Origin of the sequence: Paenibacillus apii, from assembly GCF_011043685.1 — a bacterium.
Lineage (GTDB): Bacteria > Bacillota > Bacilli > Paenibacillales > Paenibacillaceae > Paenibacillus_AQ > Paenibacillus_AQ sabinae.
The window spans coordinates 162415-184567 of record NZ_JAAKGU010000009.1 but is presented as its reverse complement, the minus strand read 5'-3'; the positions used below and the strand labels follow the sequence as shown (position 1 = coordinate 184567).

General features: G+C 56.8%; 19 protein-coding genes. 13 read left to right on the top strand and 6 right to left on the bottom strand.

Going from position 1 to position 22153, the window contains the following annotated elements:
- Positions 1-114 precede the first annotated feature (114 nt).
- Both G5B47_RS18625 and G5B47_RS18620 read right to left on the bottom strand, forming a co-directional pair.
- Positions 115-1998 (bottom strand): FAD-dependent oxidoreductase, encoded by a 1884-nt coding sequence (locus G5B47_RS18625; protein ID WP_165101180.1) that lies wholly within the window; start codon positions 1996-1998, stop codon positions 115-117.
- Positions 1999-2046: 48 nt separating this feature from the next.
- Positions 2047-2586, bottom strand: a complete 540-nt coding sequence (locus G5B47_RS18620; RefSeq protein ID WP_165101177.1) for an FMN-binding protein — start codon at positions 2584-2586, stop codon at positions 2047-2049.
- A 490-nt stretch (positions 2587-3076) separates the two neighbouring features.
- Between G5B47_RS18620 and G5B47_RS18615 the strand changes: the two genes are divergently transcribed.
- The 9 genes from G5B47_RS18615 (at position 3077) to G5B47_RS18575 (ending at position 13527) form a co-directional block, all read left to right on the top strand.
- Positions 3077-3352, top strand: coding sequence for a hypothetical protein (locus tag G5B47_RS18615; protein WP_165101174.1), 276 nt, complete (start codon positions 3077-3079; stop codon positions 3350-3352).
- Positions 3353-3464: 112 nt separating this feature from the next.
- Entirely contained in the window at positions 3465-4895 is a 1431-nt protein-coding gene (locus G5B47_RS18610; protein ID WP_165101171.1) for a sensor histidine kinase, read from the top strand.
- Between the two features lie 166 nt (positions 4896-5061).
- Positions 5062-6255: an MFS transporter gene (locus tag G5B47_RS18605; RefSeq protein WP_235949691.1), complete on the top strand. Its 1194-nt coding sequence runs from the start codon at positions 5062-5064 to the stop codon at positions 6253-6255.
- A gap of 14 nt (positions 6256-6269) precedes the next feature.
- On the top strand, positions 6270-6980 hold the full coding sequence (locus tag G5B47_RS18600) for an oxidoreductase (RefSeq protein ID WP_165101169.1): 711 nt from the start codon (positions 6270-6272) through the stop codon (positions 6978-6980).
- A 57-nt stretch (positions 6981-7037) separates the two neighbouring features.
- Positions 7038-7418: a RidA family protein gene (locus tag G5B47_RS18595; RefSeq protein ID WP_165101166.1), complete on the top strand. Its 381-nt coding sequence runs from the start codon at positions 7038-7040 to the stop codon at positions 7416-7418.
- 189 nt (positions 7419-7607) lie between these two features.
- A complete protein-coding gene (locus tag G5B47_RS18590) occupies positions 7608-8198 on the top strand; it encodes a TetR/AcrR family transcriptional regulator (protein ID WP_165101164.1) in 591 nt (196 codons plus the stop codon).
- An 87-nt stretch (positions 8199-8285) separates the two neighbouring features.
- A complete protein-coding gene (locus G5B47_RS18585; RefSeq protein WP_165101162.1) occupies positions 8286-9095 on the top strand; it encodes an alpha/beta hydrolase in 810 nt (269 codons plus the stop codon).
- 452 nt (positions 9096-9547) lie between these two features.
- The gene (locus G5B47_RS18580) at positions 9548-12727 is read left to right on the top strand and encodes a DEAD/DEAH box helicase (protein WP_165101159.1); all 3180 of its coding nucleotides are present in this window, start codon (positions 9548-9550) and stop codon (positions 12725-12727) included.
- A gap of 47 nt (positions 12728-12774) precedes the next feature.
- The gene (locus tag G5B47_RS18575; RefSeq protein ID WP_165101156.1) at positions 12775-13527 is read left to right on the top strand and encodes a hypothetical protein; all 753 of its coding nucleotides are present in this window, start codon (positions 12775-12777) and stop codon (positions 13525-13527) included.
- Positions 13528-13831: 304 nt separating this feature from the next.
- Here G5B47_RS18575 and G5B47_RS18570 read toward each other — a convergent pair whose 3' ends face one another.
- Positions 13832-14413: a GTP pyrophosphokinase gene (locus G5B47_RS18570; RefSeq protein ID WP_407945235.1), complete on the bottom strand. Its 582-nt coding sequence runs from the start codon at positions 14411-14413 to the stop codon at positions 13832-13834.
- Between the two features lie 790 nt (positions 14414-15203).
- Between G5B47_RS18570 and G5B47_RS18565 the strand changes: the two genes are divergently transcribed.
- The 4 genes from G5B47_RS18565 to G5B47_RS18550 all read left to right on the top strand — a co-directional run bounded on the left by G5B47_RS18565 (position 15204) and on the right by G5B47_RS18550 (position 17860).
- Entirely contained in the window at positions 15204-15956 is a 753-nt protein-coding gene (locus G5B47_RS18565) for a zinc ribbon domain-containing protein (RefSeq protein ID WP_165101153.1), read from the top strand.
- 36 nt (positions 15957-15992) lie between these two features.
- Positions 15993-16832 (top strand): TrmB family transcriptional regulator, encoded by an 840-nt coding sequence (locus tag G5B47_RS18560; protein WP_165101151.1) that lies wholly within the window; start codon positions 15993-15995, stop codon positions 16830-16832.
- A gap of 46 nt (positions 16833-16878) precedes the next feature.
- Positions 16879-17184 (top strand): hypothetical protein, encoded by a 306-nt coding sequence (locus G5B47_RS18555; RefSeq protein WP_165101148.1) that lies wholly within the window; start codon positions 16879-16881, stop codon positions 17182-17184.
- Between the two features lie 97 nt (positions 17185-17281).
- The gene (locus G5B47_RS18550; protein ID WP_165101145.1) at positions 17282-17860 is read left to right on the top strand and encodes a xanthine phosphoribosyltransferase; all 579 of its coding nucleotides are present in this window, start codon (positions 17282-17284) and stop codon (positions 17858-17860) included.
- A gap of 1161 nt (positions 17861-19021) precedes the next feature.
- Here G5B47_RS18550 and G5B47_RS18545 read toward each other — a convergent pair.
- The 3 genes from G5B47_RS18545 to G5B47_RS18535 all read right to left on the bottom strand — a co-directional run bounded on the left by G5B47_RS18545 (position 19022) and on the right by G5B47_RS18535 (position 21709).
- A complete protein-coding gene (locus tag G5B47_RS18545) occupies positions 19022-19972 on the bottom strand; it encodes a diacylglycerol/lipid kinase family protein (RefSeq protein WP_165101142.1) in 951 nt (316 codons plus the stop codon).
- A gap of 109 nt (positions 19973-20081) precedes the next feature.
- Entirely contained in the window at positions 20082-20420 is a 339-nt protein-coding gene (locus G5B47_RS18540; protein ID WP_025332943.1) for a DUF4870 domain-containing protein, read from the bottom strand.
- A gap of 266 nt (positions 20421-20686) precedes the next feature.
- Positions 20687-21709 carry a serine hydrolase domain-containing protein gene (locus tag G5B47_RS18535; protein ID WP_165101139.1) on the bottom strand — a complete coding sequence of 341 codons (1023 nt, stop codon included), beginning with the start codon at positions 21707-21709 and terminating at the stop codon, positions 20687-20689.
- Positions 21710-22153 lie beyond the last annotated feature (444 nt).

Sequence of the window (22153 nt, the reverse complement as noted above, 5' to 3'; positions counted from 1 at the left end):
CACATTACTCCATTAAAGTTGTTATTAATCTTGTATAAATCAACATAGAAAACACATAGATGACTTATATAATAGCAATTGAAAGTACGGTAATCATTCAGGCGATCAGCTGCTTCAGTCGGTGTACAGATACCATCGTCTTACAAGCGGAATTTTCTTCCACTGCTTCTTAAGCCAAGGCAGAACGTAGTAGTCGAGACCGAAGACGCTGCCGGAACCGCCGATGCAGGCGATTGCCGCCGCCACATACCACAGCATTTCCGTAGCTGCCATTTTGGTCGTCCAGATCATGACGGCCATGCCTATCGTCGCAATGGAGGAAAGGGCGGTAAACAGTCCGACAATCAGCATGATGCCAAAGATGATTTCGGCGCATACCATGCCGAGCTGGAACCACTTGGCAAGGAACGTGTAGTTGCCGTCCGGTTGATAGAACAAGAGATCCATGAACCAGTTCGAAATGTTGTAAATGAACTTCGGAACGGGAAGTGCGGAAACCGCTTCTTTGGCGGTACCGACCGCCGATGCCGCCGATTGGGCGTCAACCGTTTCCTTGACGTTGCTTACCGCTTCGCTGGCCGCCGATGTTGCATCCTTAAGATAAGGGGCCGCCGGGATCAGGAAGATCTTGCTCCAGCCTTGGTCGATAATCTTCCGCAGCTTGTCAATGCCTTCATACAGCCACATGCCGCCGAGCAGCATGCGAAGCGGAACGATCCAGAAGTTCGGCGAGCGCTTGGAGAAATATCCGCCGACGAAGCTTCTGCGGTTCTCCACATGGAAGAACTCATGCATCATGTAAGTCCAGACTTTATTAAATCCGGCTACACCGGACAGATAGTAAATGTTGATCATATGCTTGGCGAACATCGCCATGAATCCGGTGAGCATGAACATTTTGTTCGGAAGACCGACATTCGCAACGCCGTAGCGGCTTCCGATCGAAACCATCGTGCCGTGGAAGGCCGGTTTATAGGCCTTTTTCGCGGTTCCGTTAATGTCGGCGACGATGTTGCCGGCAATCAGCGGAGCGGCAAGCTCGGCGTTCTCGACCATTTGCGGAACGGGACGCTGTTCGCCTTCGACAATGTAGAAGATGTTGTCGCCGACAACGTATACGTTCTTGTGGTCGACGCTTTCCAGATGCTCGTTGGTGACGATGCGCTTGCGTCCTTGCTGCTGGACATCAAGTTTGCCCACAAGCTCGGAGCCTTCGACGCCCGCCGTCCAGACAATGGTGTTGGAGGCTACGACATTCTTCTCGCCGAGAGCCACGCTTCCTTTGCCTACTTCGGTGATCTTGGCGCCGGTTACGATTTCCACGTTCAGCTTCCGCAGATGCGCTTCGGCTTTACGGATTAGCTTATCTGGCAGGATTGGCAGAATTTTCGGCGCCATATCGGCAACGATCAGCCGCACATCCTTCGGATCGATGAAGAATTCTTTGCACAGCTCTTCGCGGTATTCCGCCATTTCGCCCACCAGCTCAACGCCGGTAAAGCCTGCGCCGACGATAACAAAGGTCAGCATGGAACGGCGTACTTCCGGATTTTTTTCCTTCGCCGCCTGCGTGAACATGTCGCGGATTTGGCGCTTCAGCGCAACGGCGTCGTCATAGGACCAGAAAGAGAAGGTGTTCTCTTCAGCGCCGGGAATTCCGAAGAAGGTCGGCTTGCTGCCCGTGCCGATAACGAGATAGTCGTATTCGTAGACGGCCTTCTCGGATTGAAGCTTCTTGCCCTGGAAGTCGATATTGCTGATCTCGTCAAGGACAACGTCCACTTTGAGGCCGGCAAAAATCTTCTTCAGGTCAATCTTGATCGAATCCTCGGGCGCGCGGTTTGCGGAGACCTCATGAAGCTCCGTCAAGAGCGTATGATAAGGATTCCGGTCGATCAGTTTGATTTCAATGTCTTTGTTGTTTTTCAATTTCTTGGCTAGCTTTTTGGCTGTAAGTACACCGCCGTACCCACCGCCAAGAATGACGATTCTCTTCAAAAGGAACTCACCTCATTTGTCTGAATTAGCTGCAGGAAGGATCGTGAATTACTTCGCTTGTTCCAGCGCTTTTTCTGCCAGAGTCCAGTATTCGCCTACGCTGATGGATACGCCGGAGATGGCATCGGTTTTTCCTTCGGCGTTAAACGCGGGAGCTGCGCCTTTGTTGTCGATGTAGTACTGTTCGGCTTTGGCGACTTCCTCATGCCATTCGGCCAGGGCGGACGGATTTTTTTCCTTCATGCCATACTTGCCGTCTTTGGAGAACTGCTGCTTGTCATTGCCGTCTTTGTCGACGCCGGTGAATTTAACCGCGGATACGGCACCGTTCGACACGGTAACTTCGACAGTGGACTTCCAGCCGCTCTTGGCGTCCATTTCGCCTTCGGCCTTATAAACGCCGTCCTTGTATTGTGCTGCGGATGCGTCAGGAGCTGTGCTGGCAGACGGTGCTGTGGATGCGGCAGGAGCCGTGCTGGCAGCCGGTGCTGTGGATGCGGCAGGCGCGCTTTCGTTGCTGTTGCCACAGCCTGCGGCAAGCAAGCCGAGAAGCAGGGCACTGGATACTACTGCAGTTGTTTTTTTCATAGGAAATGACCTCCAAAATAGTTTAAAATATATATATTAAAATGTAAAACATTTAAATATCGCTGGAAGTGATAAAAATCACCTTGTAAATGATGAATGTCACTGAGGTTTGGAGCATTGGCCCATTTATTGTTATCGGCATAAGACCTTCAGAAAGTAATAACGAAAATTTATAATATTTCCGAATTATGTCGACGGAATAGTAGCATAATCCTATCCAATTTAAATGTGAAAATTATCACTTATCAAGATAACGCTTCATTTCCTGCTTCATTATATCGAAGTTTTAAATAAATTGATAGATTAATTTTATGATTTAAGAGAGGTTTATGTGACAAAATCCGACCCGATTCTTTATTTGTTAAAAATGGAAATTGATCCATCGAGCCGATTCAGCCCAAAAATGAAGGGGTAATTTTACTTTAAGGAAATCAGAACATTCCTTGTGATGGTACCGATCCATATTTCTAGGGTAAGGAAGGCGATGTCTATGTATAAATCCCATGTAATTGCCGGGAGAATCCTCGAAATCCGTGATGACCGTGTGCTTACCCAGCAGGGTGACATCATTTGCAGCTACCATTCCCGATACTACTTGCTGCCGGATGAAGAGGCATGGACAGAAGAGCAGATCAGCCCGCAAGACCTCCCCGAAACGCCGGGGGAGCCGGTTAAACAACATCATCGCTTCATGGGGATCGTCAAATACTTGAGCATGGCCAGACCCCGGTTTTTCCATATAAAGAAGAGCGCAAATCGAATCTGATTTGCGCTCTTCTTCTAAAGCTTCTGACGGAGCGCCGCCATAATTAAGGCGCGTGGTTAATTATGGTAGTATATAAACGGTATATCATCTGGTGTTTTGCGGGAGTGAATTCATGGAATATATAAAGATATTTTTTATTAACACGGCGATGCTCATCACATTGGCCTATCTGGCGAACCTGCTGTTCAAGCATACCATTTCCCGCTCTTCCGAACGGACTAAGCAGGCCGCTTGGGTCGTAATGGCGATATTCGCCGGCTGGCTCAGCACGTTTTTCGGGTACAGGCTGGATGACAACGTGATTTTTGATTTGCGCTTCGTTCCGCTGATTATCTCCACCATCGCTTATCCGCAGTCTCTGCTTCTGATTCTGATCGGAGTAAGCACCGGTCTGATGCGCTTTGCGTTCGGCATTACCACGGCGGCGGCGGCGGGAATGCTCAATTTGTCCATTCTGGGATTCATTTGCGCGGCGCTTTCTCCCTGGATTCGCCGTTCCCCCGTATCGATGATTGCCAAGGGTCTGGTTGTCGTTCTGGCGGTCAACTTCTTTAACGCGGTCAATATCAGCATATTCGGAGTCATTCCCTTCTATGAATATGTATCCGAGATCATGCCGATCACTTTCCCGGCCGGGATAGCGCTTAGTATTTTGTTTGCGCTGATTGCCCGCGATTTTCATCTGGAGCACAAGCGGATGCAGCAGATTGAGCAGGTTAATGCGCTGCTCTCCGAGCAGGCGGCGGAGCTTCAGAAGAACAAGATCGTTCTGGAGGAACGGGCGAAGCAGCTTATGCTGGCCTCTCAATATAAGTCGGAATTTCTGGCGAATATGTCGCATGAGCTGCGAACTCCCCTGAACGGAATTATCAATCTGTCAGAGCTGATCGCGGAGCATGACGATTCGGTCACGAGAGAGGAACTCCAGGCTTACGGCAGCCTCATACACCGCTCTGGCGAGGAGCTGCTGCTGCTGATCAACGATATTCTGGATCTGTCCAAAGTGGAGGCTGGCAAGCTTGAAATCGTCAGCGAGGAGGTCAATGTCAGCGAGGTTCCCGCGCTGCTCTTCCAGCAGTTCGATGTGATCGCTAAGCAGAGAGGGCTTGGTTTTACTATCCAGCTGGAGGAGGATCTGCCGGAGACACTGGTCTCCGATCCGCAGCGGGTACAGCAAATTCTGCGCAATCTGCTCTCGAACGCGTTCAAGTTCACCCATCGGGGCGGCGTCTCGCTGACCATTCGGCGGGAACAGCGGCGGCAGGGGGGGCGAGAAGCGTCCTGGATCGTGTGGGAGGTAAAGGACACCGGCATCGGCATACCGAAGGACAAGCATCTGAGCATCTTCGAGGCGTTTCAGCAGGCGGACGGGACAATCAGCCGGCAGTACGGGGGCACCGGATTGGGCTTGTCCATCAGCCGGGATCTTGCCCGACTGATCGGCGGTTTTATTACGTTGCAGAGCCAGGAAGGCGAGGGCAGCGCCTTCTCCCTGTACCTGCCGTTAACCGGTTCGGACCAAGGCATAAAAACTCCAATTTAATTTGTAATTCTGACTTATTGACGCTAGGGCGAAGCGGAGTAGAATGAAGCAAGAGCCGCGTCAAAGGAGTGTTGCCGTTACGATCAACATCATGAGAAACCGCCCCGCAGCCTCTCCTCCCGAAAGAAGGGGCCGCAAGTTTTCGACATACCGGAAAAACCTGCATATGGCCACATGGGAAGGAGTGCCCTCGACTATCTTTCAGGTGCTGCTGCAGGGGCAGTTTCTGACCGGTTTCCTGCTGTATTTGGGCGCTACTTCCGGACAGATCGGTTTTGTAATTGCGCTTACAACACTCGTGAATGTCGCACAGATCGGCGTCGCCTTTCTGATTCAGAGGCTGCCCCGCCGCAAGTGGGCACTCGTCACTTTTGTCTCCATTCACCGGGTGCTGTGGGCCTCTACCGGACTCGTTCCGTTCCTTTTTCCCCGTCCCTTATGGGTCAGCGCTTTCATTATTTTGTATGCCCTAGCATTTATAGCAAACACCGCCGGCGCCGTACTGTGGAGCTCGGTTATCGGGGATTTGGTGCCGCCGCGCGTGCGGGGGCGCTACTTCGGTATCCGCAACACTCTGCTGAACGCTCTGGGGAGCCTTGTCGTCTATGGGGGCGGCGTCGTTCTGGACCGCTACCCGGGAGCGCAGGGGTTTCTGATTTTGTATATCGTGGTGTGGATATTTTCCACAGCCAATATTATAGTATTCTTCTTCTATCCGGATGTGCCCTTTGAGAAATCGGAGGAAAGAAAGTTTTTGCCGATGTTTAAGAAACCGCTTCACGACGGACTGTTTATGAAATCGACGCTGTTTCTCTCACTATGGCTGCTGCTGCAAAATGTGACCGTTCCGCTGTATTCCTATGTCATGCTGCAGCTGCTGCACATCAATTACCAGACGCTTTCGCTTCTTAACGTGGCCCAGACCGTGTTCATGATGGCCAGCTTCTATTTCTGGGGGAATCTGAACGCGCGGTACAGCAACAAACGGCTGCTCTTCTGGACGCTGCCCATCATCACGGTTTCCTCGCTGCTGTGGGGGCTGCTGTCCGTGCTTCCGTTGTTTCCGGTGCTGTTCGCCGCACATGTCGTGTTCGGAGTAGGAGTCGGAGGTTTTAACCAGCTTGCCTTCAACTTCATCATCGGGGATACGCCAAAAAAAGAGCGTCCAATGTACATGGCAATGTACGCGGCGCTAACCGGGCTGGCCTCATTTATCGGACCGGTGATCGGCGGCAAAGTGTACGAGTGGATTGACGGCTGGCCGCACGGGTTCCAGGTGTACGGGATGCAGCTTATCGTAGGAGGGCTGATGATCATACTGATCGCGCTGCTCGGGCGCCGTATTTTGAAGGATGTTTAAAAAGGAGAATAGTCATGAATAGAACGGCAATGGTGCTTGGAGCCACCGGACTCGTTGGGAAGGCGGTCGTGGAGCAGCTCTTGCGTGAAAACTGGAAGGAAGTGCGGGTGCTCGTCCGCAGACCGCTTGCACTCCAGCACGACAGGCTCAAGCAGACGGTAGCCGACTGGGAGCGGCTGGAGCGTTACGGCGATCTGTTCGAAGGAGCGGACGCCGTATTCTGCTGTCTCGGGACGACGATCAGGAAAGCCGGATCACAGCAAAATTTCGAGCGAGTCGATCTGGAATACCCGCTAACGGCGGCCAAGCTTGCAAGGAAAGCCGGTGTGAGACAATTTCTGGCGGTATCGTCCATGGGGGCGAATCCGGATTCGCGCCAATTTTACAGCCGGACCAAAGGCCGGATGGAGGAGGCTTTAAGCGGCTTGGGCTTTCCGGGGCTGCATCTGTTCCGCCCGTCCCTGCTGCTGGGGGAGAGGGAGGAGTTCAGACTGTTGGAGCGCTCCGCCGCCTGGCTTATGACCCAGCTGGATGGTCTTATGGTCGGCAGGGCGGCTAAATACCGTGCCATCAAAGGGGAGACTGTTGCCCGGGCCATGGTCCATATCGCGGCGGCTGATCCGAAAGGGCTGCATATATACCCGAACGACGTTATTCAGGTGCTTGGAAAAGACTTTGCTGCCGAGGCCGCTCCGGCTTGGGAGGATGAGAAAGGTTTGCAATAAAGAGAGATTACGATTTAAAATGATGACATAAATAGATGAATGGGAGGAAATTGAGAGATGAGCAAAAAGCAGGTAGCCACGTCAAAAGCGCCGGGGGCCATCGGTCCGTACAGCCAGGCGATTATCGCCGGAAATTGGGTATACACCTCGGGCCAACTGGGGCTGAATCCGGAAACGGGCGAGCTGGCGGGAGATGTACAAGCCCAGGCGCGCCAGTCGCTGGCGAACGTACAGGCCATTCTTGAAGAGGCGGGAACCTCGCTGGACCATGTAGTGAAGACGACGGTGTTCCTTAAGGACATGAACGATTTCGCGGCCGTAAACGAGGTATACAGCAGCTTCTTCAGCGAGCCGTATCCGGCGCGCAGCGCGGTTGAGGTTGCCCGTCTGCCCAAAGACGGACTCGTGGAGATTGAAGTCGTAGCTCGCAGAAAATAACGCGGCGCTCTGTTCACGTATTGAAATCCGTACCCCGCTTCCGTTAAGGGCCGGATTCGAATAAGCCTTTCCCGAGTACAGTCCTCCGGTAACCCGGAAGACTGGCGGGAAAGGTTTTTTTATAAAATGGGTTTCCGGCTGTTGACATTCTACCTACTAGTAGGTATACTCAAGTCAAGAGGTGAAGATATGAACCGATCCGATCATATTATGAACGTTGCTAATCGTCTGATTCTGGAGAAAGGGTACAGTGCTTTCAGCTATGCGGATGTCGCTGCCGAAATCGGTATCCAGAAGGCAAGCATTCACTACCACTTTCCGTCCAAAGCCAACCTGCTGCAAAATGTGGTGCGCAGGTACCGGCAGGAAGTGCGGGCTAATCTGGCCAAGCTGGACTCCATGACGGACGATCCCCGGGTGAAGCTTGAGCGGTATTTGTCGTACTGGGAGTCATGCCTGCGGAGCAAGGCGATCGACATGTGCCTGTGCGCGCTGCTTGCCTCCGAGATTCCGATTCTGCCTGAAGAAGTAATCGGCGAGATTCGCGGGCATTTCCGGGATTTAACAGACTGGCTGGCCCGGCTGCTGAAGGATGCGGCTGAAGAGGACCGGTTCGCGGGGGAAGGCGAAGCCGCCGCCATCGAGGAAACGGCTCATGCCATTCTGGCCTGTGTGCACGGCGGGATGCTCGCTTCCAGGACATTTAACGATGCCGGGCAGTTCGGCAAGGTGAAGAATCGTCTGCTGGGATTGATTACGGAGAAGGCCGTCACAGTGTAATGTTTTTTTGCAAGGGAAAGAGATAAATTTTTTTCAATTATACCTACCTACTAGTAGGTAAATATCAAACCAAAGGAGAAGATTACAATGAAAAAACCGACGATTGTATTTATTCACGGAGCTTTTGTTACACGGGCGAGCTTCGAACCGCTAATGGGGTATTTCAAGGACAGAGGGTTTGAAGTTTTGGCGCCGGCCTGGCCTTTCCACGATCAGCCCGTCGCCAAGCTGCGGGACCGTTCCGAAGCCGGTCTCGGCAAGCTGGGACTTGAGGACCTGACGGAATACTATGCCGGAATTATCAAGGCGCTGCCGGAAAAACCGATCATCATCGGCCATTCCTTCGGCGGGCTGCTGACGCAGCTGCTGATGGACCGCGGGCTGGGTCTAGCGGGAATCGCCATTAATTCCGCGGGCGCCAAAGGAGTAGTGTCGGCTGCCTATCCGACTACGGCTCGTTCCATCTTCGGCATTTTGTCCAAGCCTTGGCGCAAAACCTTCATGATGTCGCTCAAGGAGTTTAAGTACGCCTTTGTTCATACGCTGAGCAAAGCTGAGCAAGAGCGCGCTTACCGGGAGCATGTGGTCCCGGAGACGACGCGCATTTTCTTCCAGGGAGCCGTCGCTCCGTTCGCTTCGAGCAGCCCGTTCAAAGTGGACTTTAACAACGGCAGCCGCGGACCGCTGCTGATGATTGCCGGGGAGGTCGACCGGATTGTGCCCGCCAGCCTGGTGCGCAAGAATTACAGCTTATACAATCAGCGGTCCGGAGCCGTGACGGATTACAAGGAATTTCAAGGACGCAGCCACTGGATTATCGCGCAGCCGGGCTGGGAAGAGGTGGCGGACTTCATCGACCTTTGGCTGAAGAAACAACTGCCCGTCTATGAGGGGTAAGCTTTGACATCATAGCCGAAGGCAGAACGGCACAAGAAAATCAGCGGCAATTCGGCCGGCCAGGCAACCCTGGACGGCTTTTTGCTGTTCTAGGCTCTCCCTGGCGGTGAACGGCCGGGCGAACCGAAGCGGAGATTTGAAAGTCGCGATTTGGGGAGGCTGACGATTTTGGGCGAAACCGGGTCGGTCGTCACGAATTCGATTAGCTGAAAATCGCTTAATTTGCCGTAAATTCGCCGGCGGCCAGATTTGCGGACCGCGAAATATGCAGAAATGTTTTTAAATCCGGGCTTTTTCGTATAAGATGGAGATAAAACCTTTTTTTGAAATTCGGAGCTCTGCATCTGCAGAAATGGATATAGAATGAGAACTTTTCCGGCGAAACGGCTGCTGCCTCGGGGCATCGAAGCGGGATGTCCGTTTTGGCCTGTTCAAAAAGACAGGAGATCACGATGACAAAGCATCTGTATGCAATGTGGCTGGGGGATGTTTTATTTTGCTTCTCCGGTGAGACTTCGGAACCCAAAGTAGATGCCTGGACTCGCGTGGTCAAGAGGCTGGAGCTGGGCGGGGGGCAGCGGCCGTTCGCGGGAGCCGCGCTTCGCTTGGCTGAAGTAAGGTACCCTGCGGCCAGAGCCGAAGGCAGAGCGTCCCGCCGGCCGATGGCCGGACGAATGCTCGAAGGGCTTGCCCTGTCGCCAAAGGACGCGTTCGAGCTGCTGCTGGCCTGGGACGAGACGCTATGCGAGCGGCAGGGAATCGTTCCCGGAGGGGAGATGGGCTACTGGGCGGCTGCGGCGCGCTTTGCGCTGGAGCTGCTGGCTACAGGCGGCACCGCTCCGGGAGCCGTGCTTCCCCGGCCGGCGGGCTCGCGGCGGCGCGGCGGGGAACAGGCGGCGGAAACGTGCTGGATTCCCGTCTTCAGAGAGCCGGGTCAGCGGGAAGCCTTTTTGCAGTTCTCCGCCTCCATGCCGGTGCTGGCGCTCAGCTCGTCAACCCTGCAGGGGAGCGAACCGGCCTCGCGGGAAGAAGCGGGGGCGGCGGTGCTGTACTCCTTCCTTCAAGCGGTAATCAACGCGGAAGTCAAAGGGGTCGTGGCCGGAATGGAGCAGGAGCTTGCCCCATACAAGGCCAACTACCGGCGGGGCCGGTCGCCATTGACGGAGCTGTGGTGGAACAGCCTGCTTACGGGCAGCCGCGACATCCCGGTACAGGGTACGCCCGCCGAGGTCACGGAGCTGCTCGGGGCGGTTAACGCCCCGGCAGCCGGCAATATTCCCAGCTTCGGAGCGGCGGAGGAGCAGAGCGGCCAGCTCGCTCTCGGACTGAGGCTGGAGCCGCCGAAAGAGGACGAAGAAATATGGCGATTGTCCTTCTGGGCTGAGGGACGGGAAGAGAGCGGATTCTGGCTGCCGGCAGAGATGATCTGGAGCAGCGAGGACCGGGAGTTTACGCTCTGGGGCAAACGCTACAGGGGGATTCAGGAGCAGCTCCTTGCGGCGCTGGGCCGGGCGGCCGAATGGTCGCCGGACATCTCGCAGGCGCTTGCGTCTCCTGCCCCGACCGGTGTGAACCTTGAGCCGGAGCAGCTGTATGTTTTCCTGAAGGAGACGGTGCAGAAGCTGACCGCCCGGGGAATCACTGTTCAGCTGCCTTCGCGCTGGAGCAAGGAGGGACGCCGCCGGATCGGCATGAGGCTGAAAATGCAGCTGCCGGAACTTCCGGCAGGACCGCAGGCGCTTGCGCTCGGCATGGAAGCGCTGGTGTCCTTCAAGATCGAGGCTTCCCTCGGCGACAGTTCCGTCAGCGCGGAGGAGCTGGGGGCGCTGCTGGCCGCCGGGGTTCCTTTTGTAAAATTCCGGGGGGAATGGATCGAGGTAGACCCTAAGGAAATCCGCCAGGTCCTCCGGTATATGAAACGCCATCAGAGCGGCGAAATGTCCACTTCGGACTGGATGCGCCTTGAAGCCGAGGCGGGAGAGGAACGGCTGTGGAAGGGAATGCCCGTTACCGGCATGGAAACGACCGGCCTGCTGGCCTCGCTGCTGCGCGGGGATGCCGCACAGAGCCCGCCTCTGCTGCCGGTTCCCGGGGAACTGAAGGGAACGCTTCGCCCATACCAGGAACGGGGCTACCAATGGCTGAGCGTTATGGGAGAGCTCGGCTTCGGCGTCTGCCTCGCCGACGATATGGGCCTTGGCAAGACGATCCAGGTCATCGCGAGCCTGCTCAGACGCAGGCACTCGGGGGCAAAGCCCGGGGAGGTCAAGGCGATAACAACCGCCGCAGGACAAGGTGCCAACCGGAAGGCGAGCGGCGGCCGGGCGGGCCACGGCCTGCGCCAATGGACGGCCGCAGACAGCGATCCGGTGCTGATCCTGTGCCCGACCTCGCTGCTCGGCAACTGGCAGCGGGAGCTGCGGCGGTTCTCGCCCACGCTAGGCGTCTACATCCATCACGGAAGCCGCCGGGTGCGCGGCGCGGCCTTCCGGGAGCAGGCGGTCAGCCATGATATCGTGCTGACCACGTACCATTTGGCCGGCAGGGACAGCGAGGACCTTGCCTCGGTGTCCTGGTCGACCGTGGTGCTGGACGAAGCCCAGTATATCAAGAACTACCGGACCAAACAGGCGCAAAGCGTCATGCGGCTCGCCGCCCCCCACCGGATCGCTATGACCGGAACGCCGGTGGAGAACAGGCTGGGCGAGCTGTGGTCGATTTTTCATTTTCTGAACCCGGGGTATCTCGGCACTTTTCATTCCTTCCGCGAGCGTTACGGGACCGGCGAAGGGATGGAACGGCTGCGGGAGCTGCACCGGCTTGTGTCGCCTTTTTTGCTGCGCAGACTCAAGAGCGACCCCGACATATCCAAGGATCTGCCGGAGAAGCTGGAGCTGAAATCGTACTGCGCGCTGACGGAGCACCAGGCAATATTGTACCAGGGCGTCGTGAACGAAATGCTGGATACGATCGGGGAGAGCACGGGGATGGCCCGGCGGGGACTGGTGCTGTCTTCCTTGACCAAGCTGAAGCAAATCTGCGACCATCCCCAGCTCTTTCTCAAGGAAGAAGGCCGGGCCAGCCGAAACGATCAGTCCGGCAAAATGGAGGCCATGTTCGAGGTGCTGGACAGCATTTCAGAGCTTGGAGAGTCGGCGCTCATTTTTACCCAGTACGTGGCGATGGGCGAGCTGCTGGTTAACAGATTGGCCAAGCGCTACGGCAAGACGCCGCTGTTCCTGCACGGAGGGGTGTCGAAGCGGGATCGCGACGAAATGGTGCGTTCTTTTCAGGAAGGGGAGGGAACGGCTTTCTTCGTTCTGTCGCTTAAGGCGGGCGGAGTAGGGCTGAATCTGACCCGTGCCAATCACGTCTTGCATTACGACCGCTGGTGGAATCCCGCAGTGGAGAATCAGGCGACGGACCGGGCCTTCCGGATCGGGCAGCTGAAGAACGTGCAGGTACACAAGCTGATCTGCCAGGGAACGCTGGAGGAGAGAATCGACGAATTGATCGAGCGGAAAAAGAATCTCTCCGAGCAGGTGGTCGGCTCCGGCGAGAACTGGCTGACCGAGATGTCGGATCGCGAGCTGAAGGAATTGATCGAGCTGCAGAATCAGGATTGGATGTAGCCCGGATCTCCAATAAAACAAGGTGAAGCAAGCCGCGGAGGGATGATATGACGGAGACGATGAACATGGTGCTGAAAGCCGCGCCGGGAGTGCTGACGGCCGTATGGACGCCCGTATCCGGCCAGGCCGCCGTTGACGATGCCGGCGGTGCGGGGACGGCGGGCTCGCCGCAGGCATCCCCGGAATTCCGGCAGGTCCTGAAGATGGAGGTATGGCCGCTGTCCCGGCGCCAGGAGGCGATCAAGCGGCTTGCCGGGAGTCCGGGGGAATTGTACGGCCTGCTCAAAGGGCGTCTCCCGGCATGGCTGGCCGAATTCGGGCTGTGGCCGGACGAGTCTGAGCTTGCGGTCCCGGATACGAATGACGAAGCCGCGAATAAAGAGGCAATAGCGAAGGTGAGGGAACGGTTGGCGAAGGAGCCGCTGACCGCGCTCGCGCTTCGCGGCCTGCCAAAAGGCGAGCTGACAGACGAGATCTTCGCGCTCTGGTCCCAAGGCACAGGCGGAGAAGCCGGGACGGGGCTGTCTGCCGAGCTGGGCAGACTGGAGAAGAAGGGGCCGGCGGTGTCCGCCGGAGAATGGCTGGCGGAGGCCTCGGCCGAGGGTTCGCTTCATCAGCCGGGCCCCGCGTTCCTTGAGGTTCGGGACCGGTCTGTTCCGGACTCTTCCTCCATCGCTCCTTCGATGGAGGACTGGAAGGCGCTGCTGCCGAATGTGCCGCGCGCGCAGGAGGGGCTGGAGCTGATTATGCGGCGGGCCGCCGAGGCTGCTGCCCGGAGGGCAGCGAAGCTGGTGAAGTGAGCCTGTTCTGCAGCTTGCGGCCGTTCCGGGACACAAGCGCATGCTGGAACAGGAAAGCCCCGCGGCTGTGGAAACAAGCCGCGGGGCTCTTTTTTGAAATATAAGAATGTATAAGCTGAGCGCTTATCCATTTGTCTTATAGTTCAACGAGAAACGGTACCTAAAAGCGATACTTGTATCACCGCTTCGGAAGCTTTAGCTCCTAAAAGGACGGCGAAGCCGTTTCTTCTTGTAAGGTGGAATTCAGCCAGCTTTCCCGGCGTTCCGGCAAGCCTCAGACCTTCCGGTCATAATCTTGTCCGCCTCAAGACAGATCCAAAATCTCCCTTCGCAGGCGAAGCATTTTCTTGTCCAGCTCGTCGGCGGCTCGTGCGGCGCTCTTCAGCTCATCCGCAACATGGGCCGGCAGCTGCTTGTCGTATTTATAATAGAGAATGTGCTCCATGCTCGCCCAGAAATCCATGGCTAGCGTCCGCAGCTGGATTTCGGCCTTTACCCATTTCGTTCCGTCCAGAAGAATGAGCGGCACGGCGACGATCACATGCAGGCTCTGATACCCGTTCGGCTTCGGCTGGTCGATGTAATCCTTGATTTCCAGCACGCGGATATCTTCCCTGGCGTTAAAATGATCGGCGAGCCGGTAAATATCCTTCACAAAAGCGCAGACAATCCGCATGCCGGCGATATCGTGAATATGCGTCTCAATATTCTCGAAGCTGAGGGCGTACCCTTTGCGTTCCAGTTTTTGCAGGATGCTCTTCGGCTCTTTGACCCGGCTCTTGATATGTTCAATCGGACTGTAACCGTCCCGCATCTTCCATTCGGTCTTCAGTGTCTCGACTTTGTTCTCAAGCTCTTTGAGGGCCAGGCGGTAAAGGGCAGGCATTTTCTTGAATTCGCCAAGCTGTCTGGACAGATCCTCGTTTAATTCCAAACGGCCCAAGTCCTGAACGTGAACCTGCAGTTGATCCAGTGTTAGCATTCTGCGATCTTGTTCTTTCACGGATACTCTCCCGAATTTAGTATTTATTCGCCCCTTCATTTTAACCGATGTGAACCACTGGATGCAAAATTTTCCATCTGTATCCAGTTTTTCATCCGCCCCTTTGAAGGCGCTTCGCGCTTATATTAGGAATAACGGCCGCGGGTTCGTCAAAAAAGCCCCGCTATTATAAGCAAAAAGCTTCCCGATGATCAGACTAATGCCAAACGGGCGCACACGGAAGCTCTCTAACCGAAAAGAAAAATGCAATCCGGGAAGTGGGAACGCTTACTTATTTATGGGCATTTATGTGCGAGTCGTCCTCTCCGTATCCCTTGTCGCGGCAGACCGTATCCTCCAGATTGACCTCGAACTCTTCCGCTTCGCCCTGCATATCCTGAACCAGCCTGTGTTAAAGGATACATAGTAGCTTTTTTTATCGTTGTCCGGCATGACAATCCCTCCAGCTTCGGCAGGATTTGTCAGCCTTGTTTTTATGTAATATACACGAGACGACAAATAATGAATCTGGCCGTCACATTTGGTATGATAGAGACATAGTTTCCGGCGGCGCCGGGTGCGAAGATTGTTTGACCCAGAGATCAAGTGGAAACGGATACCCTCCTGTAAGGCGGGCAGCCGTTTCATTTTCGCCGGTGCTATGTTTGGCTCATTGTGAGAAGGGGGACTATCTATGAATCTGTTGCAGCGCATTAAAGACGGAGCCACCCGGGTTAGCGAAAAAGCGCAAAACTCCGTGGAGATCGGCAAGCTGAACAGCCAAATTTCCGATATTGAGCACGAAATGGAAATGGAATTTCTGAAGATGGGCAAGATCTTTTATGAGGGATACCGCTCCAGGGATTTATCGCTGGCTGAAGGTCAAATGACAGAAATGTCCCGCTCTTGCCTCAGACTTCAGGATAAAATCGACGCTCTGCGCTCGCGCATCGCCGAACTCAAACATGAACGACTCTGCAAATGCGGATTTATTGCCCCGTTGGACGCAAATTTCTGCCCGCACTGCGGACGCAAAATGGAGCAGGCCGCAAGCGCTCCCGCTCCGGTTATTTACGATCCGGCACCGGATCGGCACACGGACGAACCGGACAGACCGGGGGCTTCGGCGGGGCCGCAAGAGGAACCGGAGCTTTATGACTACAGCCATGAAGACAGCGAGGAGGAGCTTCCGCTCCCGGCTCCGGTGGCGGAGTATGCCGGGAACGTGCAGGATACGGAGCGTGAACGCCGCCTGGCCGATGAGCTGGAACGGGAGCGGGAAAGGCAGCTTGAGCTCGACCGGCGTATCCGGGATTGGCAGGGTAAGGGTCACGAGGAGACGGAAGAAGACACCGGCCCGCGCGAGACGGTGAAATGCCAGATTTGCCGGGCGGACCTGCCCAAAGGCTCTATGTGGTGTCCGCGCTGCGGATCGGAACAGATTTAGCCTTGAACTCAGCCGGCCTTGGGAGGGATGACAGAAATGGAACAATTGCTGCTGCATCTGCGCAGTCTGGGCTTTACGGAAATGGAGTCCAAAATTATGGTGGAGCTGGCGGCGATCGGTCAATCCTCCGGATATGAGGTGGCAAAACGCCTTGGCGTCTCCAGGTCCAATGTGTATGCCGCGCTTCAGCGCCTGACCCAGCAGGGTTATGTGCGCTGCGGCGACGGAGAGCCGGCCCGGTATAGCGTTCTGGCCCCGGAAGAGCTCTCGAAGATGATCTCCGGGCGGGTTCAGGCGTCCCTCGCCTTCGTTCAGAGCGAAATGCCGCGCGGCGGCTCCGTCAGCAGCACCTTTTATAATGTGGAAGGCGAGCGCAATGTCATGGATGCGCTGATCCGCCAGCTTAACACGGCGGAGCATGAGATTGTCGTCGACGTATGGCGGGAGGAAGCCTCGCTGCTGCGCAGCGAGCTGGAGCAGGCGGAGCGGCGCGGGGTGAGGCTCCTCTGGGCTTTTGACGGCGGCAATGCCGCAAGCCCGTACTTGCAGTGGCCGCCTCTTGCCGGGATGGAGGAAGCCGAAGGCCGCAAGTTCTCATTCGTGGTCGACCGGCGCTGGTGCATGCTCGGCATGCGCGGCGGCGGGGATGGAACAGCCCAGGCGGTCGTGACCGAGCACCGGGTACTGGTGGACCTGCTGCTGGGCCATTTCATGCAGGAAATGGTGCTGTTCGAGCTGGAGCAGGATATGGGGCCCGAACTGGAACGGCGATACGGCCATCGCTACCGGAGCATTTACGGTAAATATATCGGAAGCGAAGACGAAGCGGAACGGATGGAGGCAGGGGCTCCGGGGAACACTCGGGATGGTGACTAGCCTTCAGCCGCAAATAGGCCAAACCATGCCAGGGAGGTGAAGAAGAATGGAGTGTATCGTTCATTTTGAAGTGCTGCATTCGAAAGGGCCCAAAGCGCTGCGGGGGCTGCTGTTTCTTGACGAGGGAGCGGCTCCGACCGAGAGCCAGCTGATTGACATGTTTAAGGACATGAAGTTCAATGTAAGGCTCAGCGACCGAGAGAAGCTGATATTCATCCCGGTAGACGCGGGGGCCGAATATTCCGAGATCCGGATCACCGGCTATGACGCGGACGGCAAAAAATCCGGAGAGGATCATGATTTGAAATCGATCGTCAGCAATCTGCTGCCGCCGAAGCCGTCAGGTCTTTGAACCGGCCGCGAAAGGCCCATTTTCTCCTCGCCGGACCTGAGGAAGAATGGGCCTTTCCTGCAGCCGCATGAATCAGGATACAGAAGGAGGAGTACATATGGAGCTCTTGAAGCAAAAGGTGAAGAACGAAGGCATTGTGCTCGCCAAAGGGGTTTTGAAGGTGGATTCTTTCCTGAATCACCAGATGGACCCGTTCCTGATGCGCGAAATCGGACGCGAGTTCAAGTCGTTGTTCGCGGGTGACAAGATTACGAAGGTGCTGACGATCGAATCCTCCGGTATTGCTCCGGGAATCATGACGGCGCTGGAGCTTGAGGTTCCGCTTATATTCGCCCGCAAGCAGAAGTCGCTGACCTTGACGGAGGATATTTACGTGGAGAAGGTCTACTCTTTCACCAAAAGAGAGACCAATGAAATTACCGTCTCCAAAAAATTCATCGAACCCGGCGAACGGGTGCTGATCGTCGACGATTTCCTGGCCAACGGCGAGGCCGCTTTCGGCTTGGCGCGGATTGTGGAGCAGGCCGGCGCGACGGTGGCCGGGATCGGTATCGTGATTGAGAAGTCGTTCCAGCCGGGGCGCGAGCTGCTGCTGAAAGCGGGCTACCGGGTGGAGTCGCTGGTGCGTATCGCGTCGCTCGAGGACGAGAAGGTGGCTTTTGTCGGGGAAGAGTAGGGCTCTTGGGGCCGTGTACCGGTGAGGTGCGGGGCGGAGCTAGGGAATGACGCGTCCCGGCCTGTTAGGCTGGCTGGCCGATGTGCTGGAGGGTGCGTCGGGTGAGGCCATAGGAGGCTGATGCGCGGGAAGGGCGCTGATTGAGGCGATGCGAAGGCCGATGCGGAGACCGATGCGGGGAAGGCGCGCCGGGTGAGAGGTCGGGATGGAGAAGCGCCCTGGCTTGTTAGGCGATCTGAGAGCCGGAAAGATGCTGGAAGAAACGGACCGGAAGGGCACCTGGTGAGGTGATGCGGAGACCAATGCGCGGGAAGGCGCGCCGGTTGAGAGGCCCGGGGGGAGAAGCACCCCGGCCTGTTTGGCGGGCCAGCGGTGGGCTCCGAGCCGGACCGACAGACAGGCTGACTGAAGCACGCGAGGGAGCTGATGAGGCGATGTGGAGGCCGATGCGGGGAAGGCGCGCCGCGGGAGAGGCCCGGGGGGAAAAGCGCCCCGGCTTACTAGGCTGGCCGAGCGATACGCTCCGAGCCCTTTGATCCGGCGCACTGCGAACTGGGCGTTGGTCGTTCATTTGGACAACGGGCGAAGAGCCCTCCCTATGTGCGGTTTCAGTATATTAAAGGGAAAAAGTCCCGTTTATTTCAGAGTAAACAGCCCTTATTGGAGAATAAAAGGGGATTTCTCCACTTTATTTTAGATTACAGCCTCTTTTCGAGCCTTTTGTCCGAATTAAGAGGGAGAAATTCCAGCTTAAATAATAAAAAAGGGATAAATGCTAAATTAAAAGGGAGTTTTTCCCTCTTAGTTTCAAGCCGGCCTCTAATTAAGCCCGGAAAGGGCCGATGGTCATCACCCGCCAAGTAAAGGGAGTATATGCAGTATAATGAATCGGGTGAAAAGGAGATCCTCCTTTAATGAGGATTGGGCCGCCGGACACCGGAAAAATAAGCAGCCGTTATAGCCGGGTGAAGTGGCCCGCTATAACGGCTGCTGTTTTGTTATCGCTTCCGGAGAGGGTGCCGCACTCGAGGAAGGCGGGAGGTACCCCGGGGGGCCGGGCTGGAGGCCTCCCGGCCCCCGGCGCGTGCCCGGGCGTGCGCCAGCGGCATCTGGCGCACCTGGCCGCTCCGCCGGCCGGGCGCCCGCCTCTCGCCGCGGGCGTCAGGCGCCGCCCGCGCGGCTGCCGGCGCCTTCCCGGGGCGCCGGGCCCCGGGCTGGGGGCGCGAGCACGGCCAGCGCCCCCGGCTCGCATCGCACGGCCAGCGCGCCGCGGCCGATGCTCTCGCCGTCGCCGATCGCAGGCTGCTCGCGATCGAAGTGCACCGCTGCGCTTGTCCCGCGCAGCATCGTCACGAAGGGCAGCGAGACATGGCTGCCCTTCAGCACCGTCGGGAACAGCCGCAGCAGCTGCATGCGGCTGCACCCGTGGACGACGCAGACGTCGAGCCAGCCGTCGTCCGGTCTCGCCTGCGGCGCGATGAGCAGCCCGCCGCCGTAGCTCGGCAGGTTGCAGACCGCCGCGAGCCAGACGTCCTCGAAGCGATGCTCCTGCCCGTCGCAGAGGACGCTGGCCCCGCAAGGCTTAAAGGTGATCAGCGTATGCAAAATGCCGATCAGATAGGCCAGCTGCCCAGCGTGAAGGGCGTTGCACAGCCGCTTGTACCGACTGGAATTGACGTTCTCAGCGACCTGGGCGTCGAATCCGCTGGCGACGGCGGTCAGCGTATAGACGCCGTTTGCGGCCAGCAGGTCGGCCGGAACGCGGATACCGGCCAGCGCGGCATCCAGTGCAGCCTCCGCCTCCAGCGGAATGCCGAAGGCGCGCGCGGTGTCGTTCCCGGAGCCCGCCGGAATGATGCCGAGCGAAACGCCGCGTGTCCTAAGCGCTTCCAGTACGCTGTGGATCGTTCCATCGCCGCCGACTACGACGCAGGCGCTCCACCGCTCCCAGCGGGAGAGCGCCTGCATGACATCGCTTCCTGCGCTTGAAGCGCTCCCGGTGAGCAGCGCTTCATACTCCGCCCCCCGCTCCTTCAGCATCCTCTCGATCCGCTGCCAGACTTTCCGCCCGGCTCCTCCGCCGGAACGCGGATTGATTACAAACAAGTACATTCCTTTTCCCCCAGGCCCAGATTCATGCTGTTGTCCTCTTTCATTGTACTGAAGGGAGATGGCAAATGGGAATGCTTTTTCATAGGCCGAAAGTTAGAGCCCAAAGAGCTTACAGACGCCGCAGCTGCCGCTCCGCGATATTGCCGGCCCAGGGCAGCTTATACCAGTTACCCCGGAGGGCGTGATAGGTCATCAGCAGCCAGATGCCGAAGCTGCACAGGAAGATGAGCGCCGCAAGCAGCGCGCCAATAAAAGGCAGCAGACCGGCGAGGACATGGCCGATCATGAGCGCGCCGTAGGCCAATAACGATTGGAGGGAGTGGAACAGCACGAACCGGCTGCGTTTCTCAAGGGCAAGAAAGACGATGCCCCCGGCAAAAGGGAACAGATAGCACAGCGCAGCCGCGATATAATCCGGCAAGCCGACGGATGAACGAAACGGGGACAAGGGCTTCACTCTCCTGTCATATGGACAGAAAGCGCCCGCGGGCACAGGCCTTGCACGGGCGCTTCCTCTATACAAGCGTATGAGCGGGCCGGACAAAGTATGAGCAGCGTTTAGGCTGCAAGCGGCTTTCTGCCAACCCGCCAAGCCTATGCTGCCGATCTATTTTGCCATTCCGCCTTATCCATCCAGCCGACCGATCCTTCCGATCCGCTTATCCCATTCATCCCAGTTCATCATCTCGCTAATTTAAGTCCGTTGCTCTCATTTCAGCCGTCTGCCATTGCCGGAATAATGTATTGTTCGACCAGTTTTCGGGGATGCTTCCAGTGACTGGTCTTACTCTCCGCTGTAAAGACGATGGCGCCTGAGAGCTTCGGCAGCAGCAGAATCTGCTGCCCGCCGTGCCCGTGAGCCAGCGAGAACGGCTGCCTGGACATGGTGCCTGTCCAGAACTGAAAGCCGTAATCGCCGTATGCCGGGTAGCCGGCGGTCTGGGCGGCCAGCGCCTGATCGAGCCAACCAGCCGGGATGACCTGCCGCCCCGCATACCTGCCGCCTTCCAGCAGGCACAGGCCGATCTTGGCCATATCCCGTGAGGTCAGATGCAGGCCGATATGGCCCATGCTGTGGCGTTCGGGACTCGGCAGCCAGGCGGCGTGCTGGATGCCGAGCGGGGCAAACAAATGCTCCATCGCATAGGCGAAGGCGTCCCGCCCCGTCGACTCCGTCAGTATCATCGAGATCAGATGCGAATCGGGGCTGCGGTACTGAAAGGTGCCGATGTTCTCCGGCACGATCGGCAGGCCGAGGGCGAAGGAGGCCCAGCGGCGGCTGCGGTGAAACTTGTGGATCAGCGGCTCGCCGAGCCTTTTCCCGGTTTTCCAGGCGAAGCCCGAGGTCATTGTCAGCAGATGGCGGAGCGTAATCTCCGGCAGCTGCTCCGAATGCAGATGCGGGACATGCTTTCCCAGCACCTCGATTACGGGGACGCCGGGTTCCGGCATTTCGCCTCTCCGGGTGGCTATTCCGGCCAGCAGGGAGGTCACGCTCTTCGTGGCGGAGCGGAGGTCGTTCAACCGGGCGGCGTGTCCTTCGCCGTAATACCGCTCCCAGATTAACCGGCCGCGGCGCGCGATCAGCATGCTGTGCATTTTCGGATATTCCCGCAGCACGGCCTGGTGGGCCTGCTCCAGCTTTTCCGCGCAGGTTCCCGTATCTTCGGGCTTCGCCATCGGAATATAGGGAACGGAGGAGTGGGGCGAGCGAAGCAGGGTAACCGCCGGCTTCATGGCGCGCTCCCTATGCCAGATTTTATTAATAAAGACGGAGGTTGCTCATGCATGGCATTCCCCTTCCAAGCCCTTAGGTTTCTGTTCACTATTAGGTTAACCAAATGTTTTCGGAATTTCTCACACTTGACTAATCCGGTGCGGGGAATTTATGCTGAAGTGGAACGTATGTTCCAAACGATTTGTAAAAAAAATTTACCATTTAGGCTTTACACGGGAAAGGTGGAAGTTGGGCGAGAATATGATACAATAAAACGATAAAGCCCGAAAGGAGTGATTCACAGACTTGGCTTTTCGGGTAATCACAGTGTCAAGGTGTTCTTTAGCACCTGAACTTTCAGCCCAAATCGCGACGAACCTGCTTCACAGATTCCCGATTCGTAGGCCCGGCTTCTGCCGGCTTATCACGGAGAATCGATAAATGCAAGCGGCATTCGGTCTTAA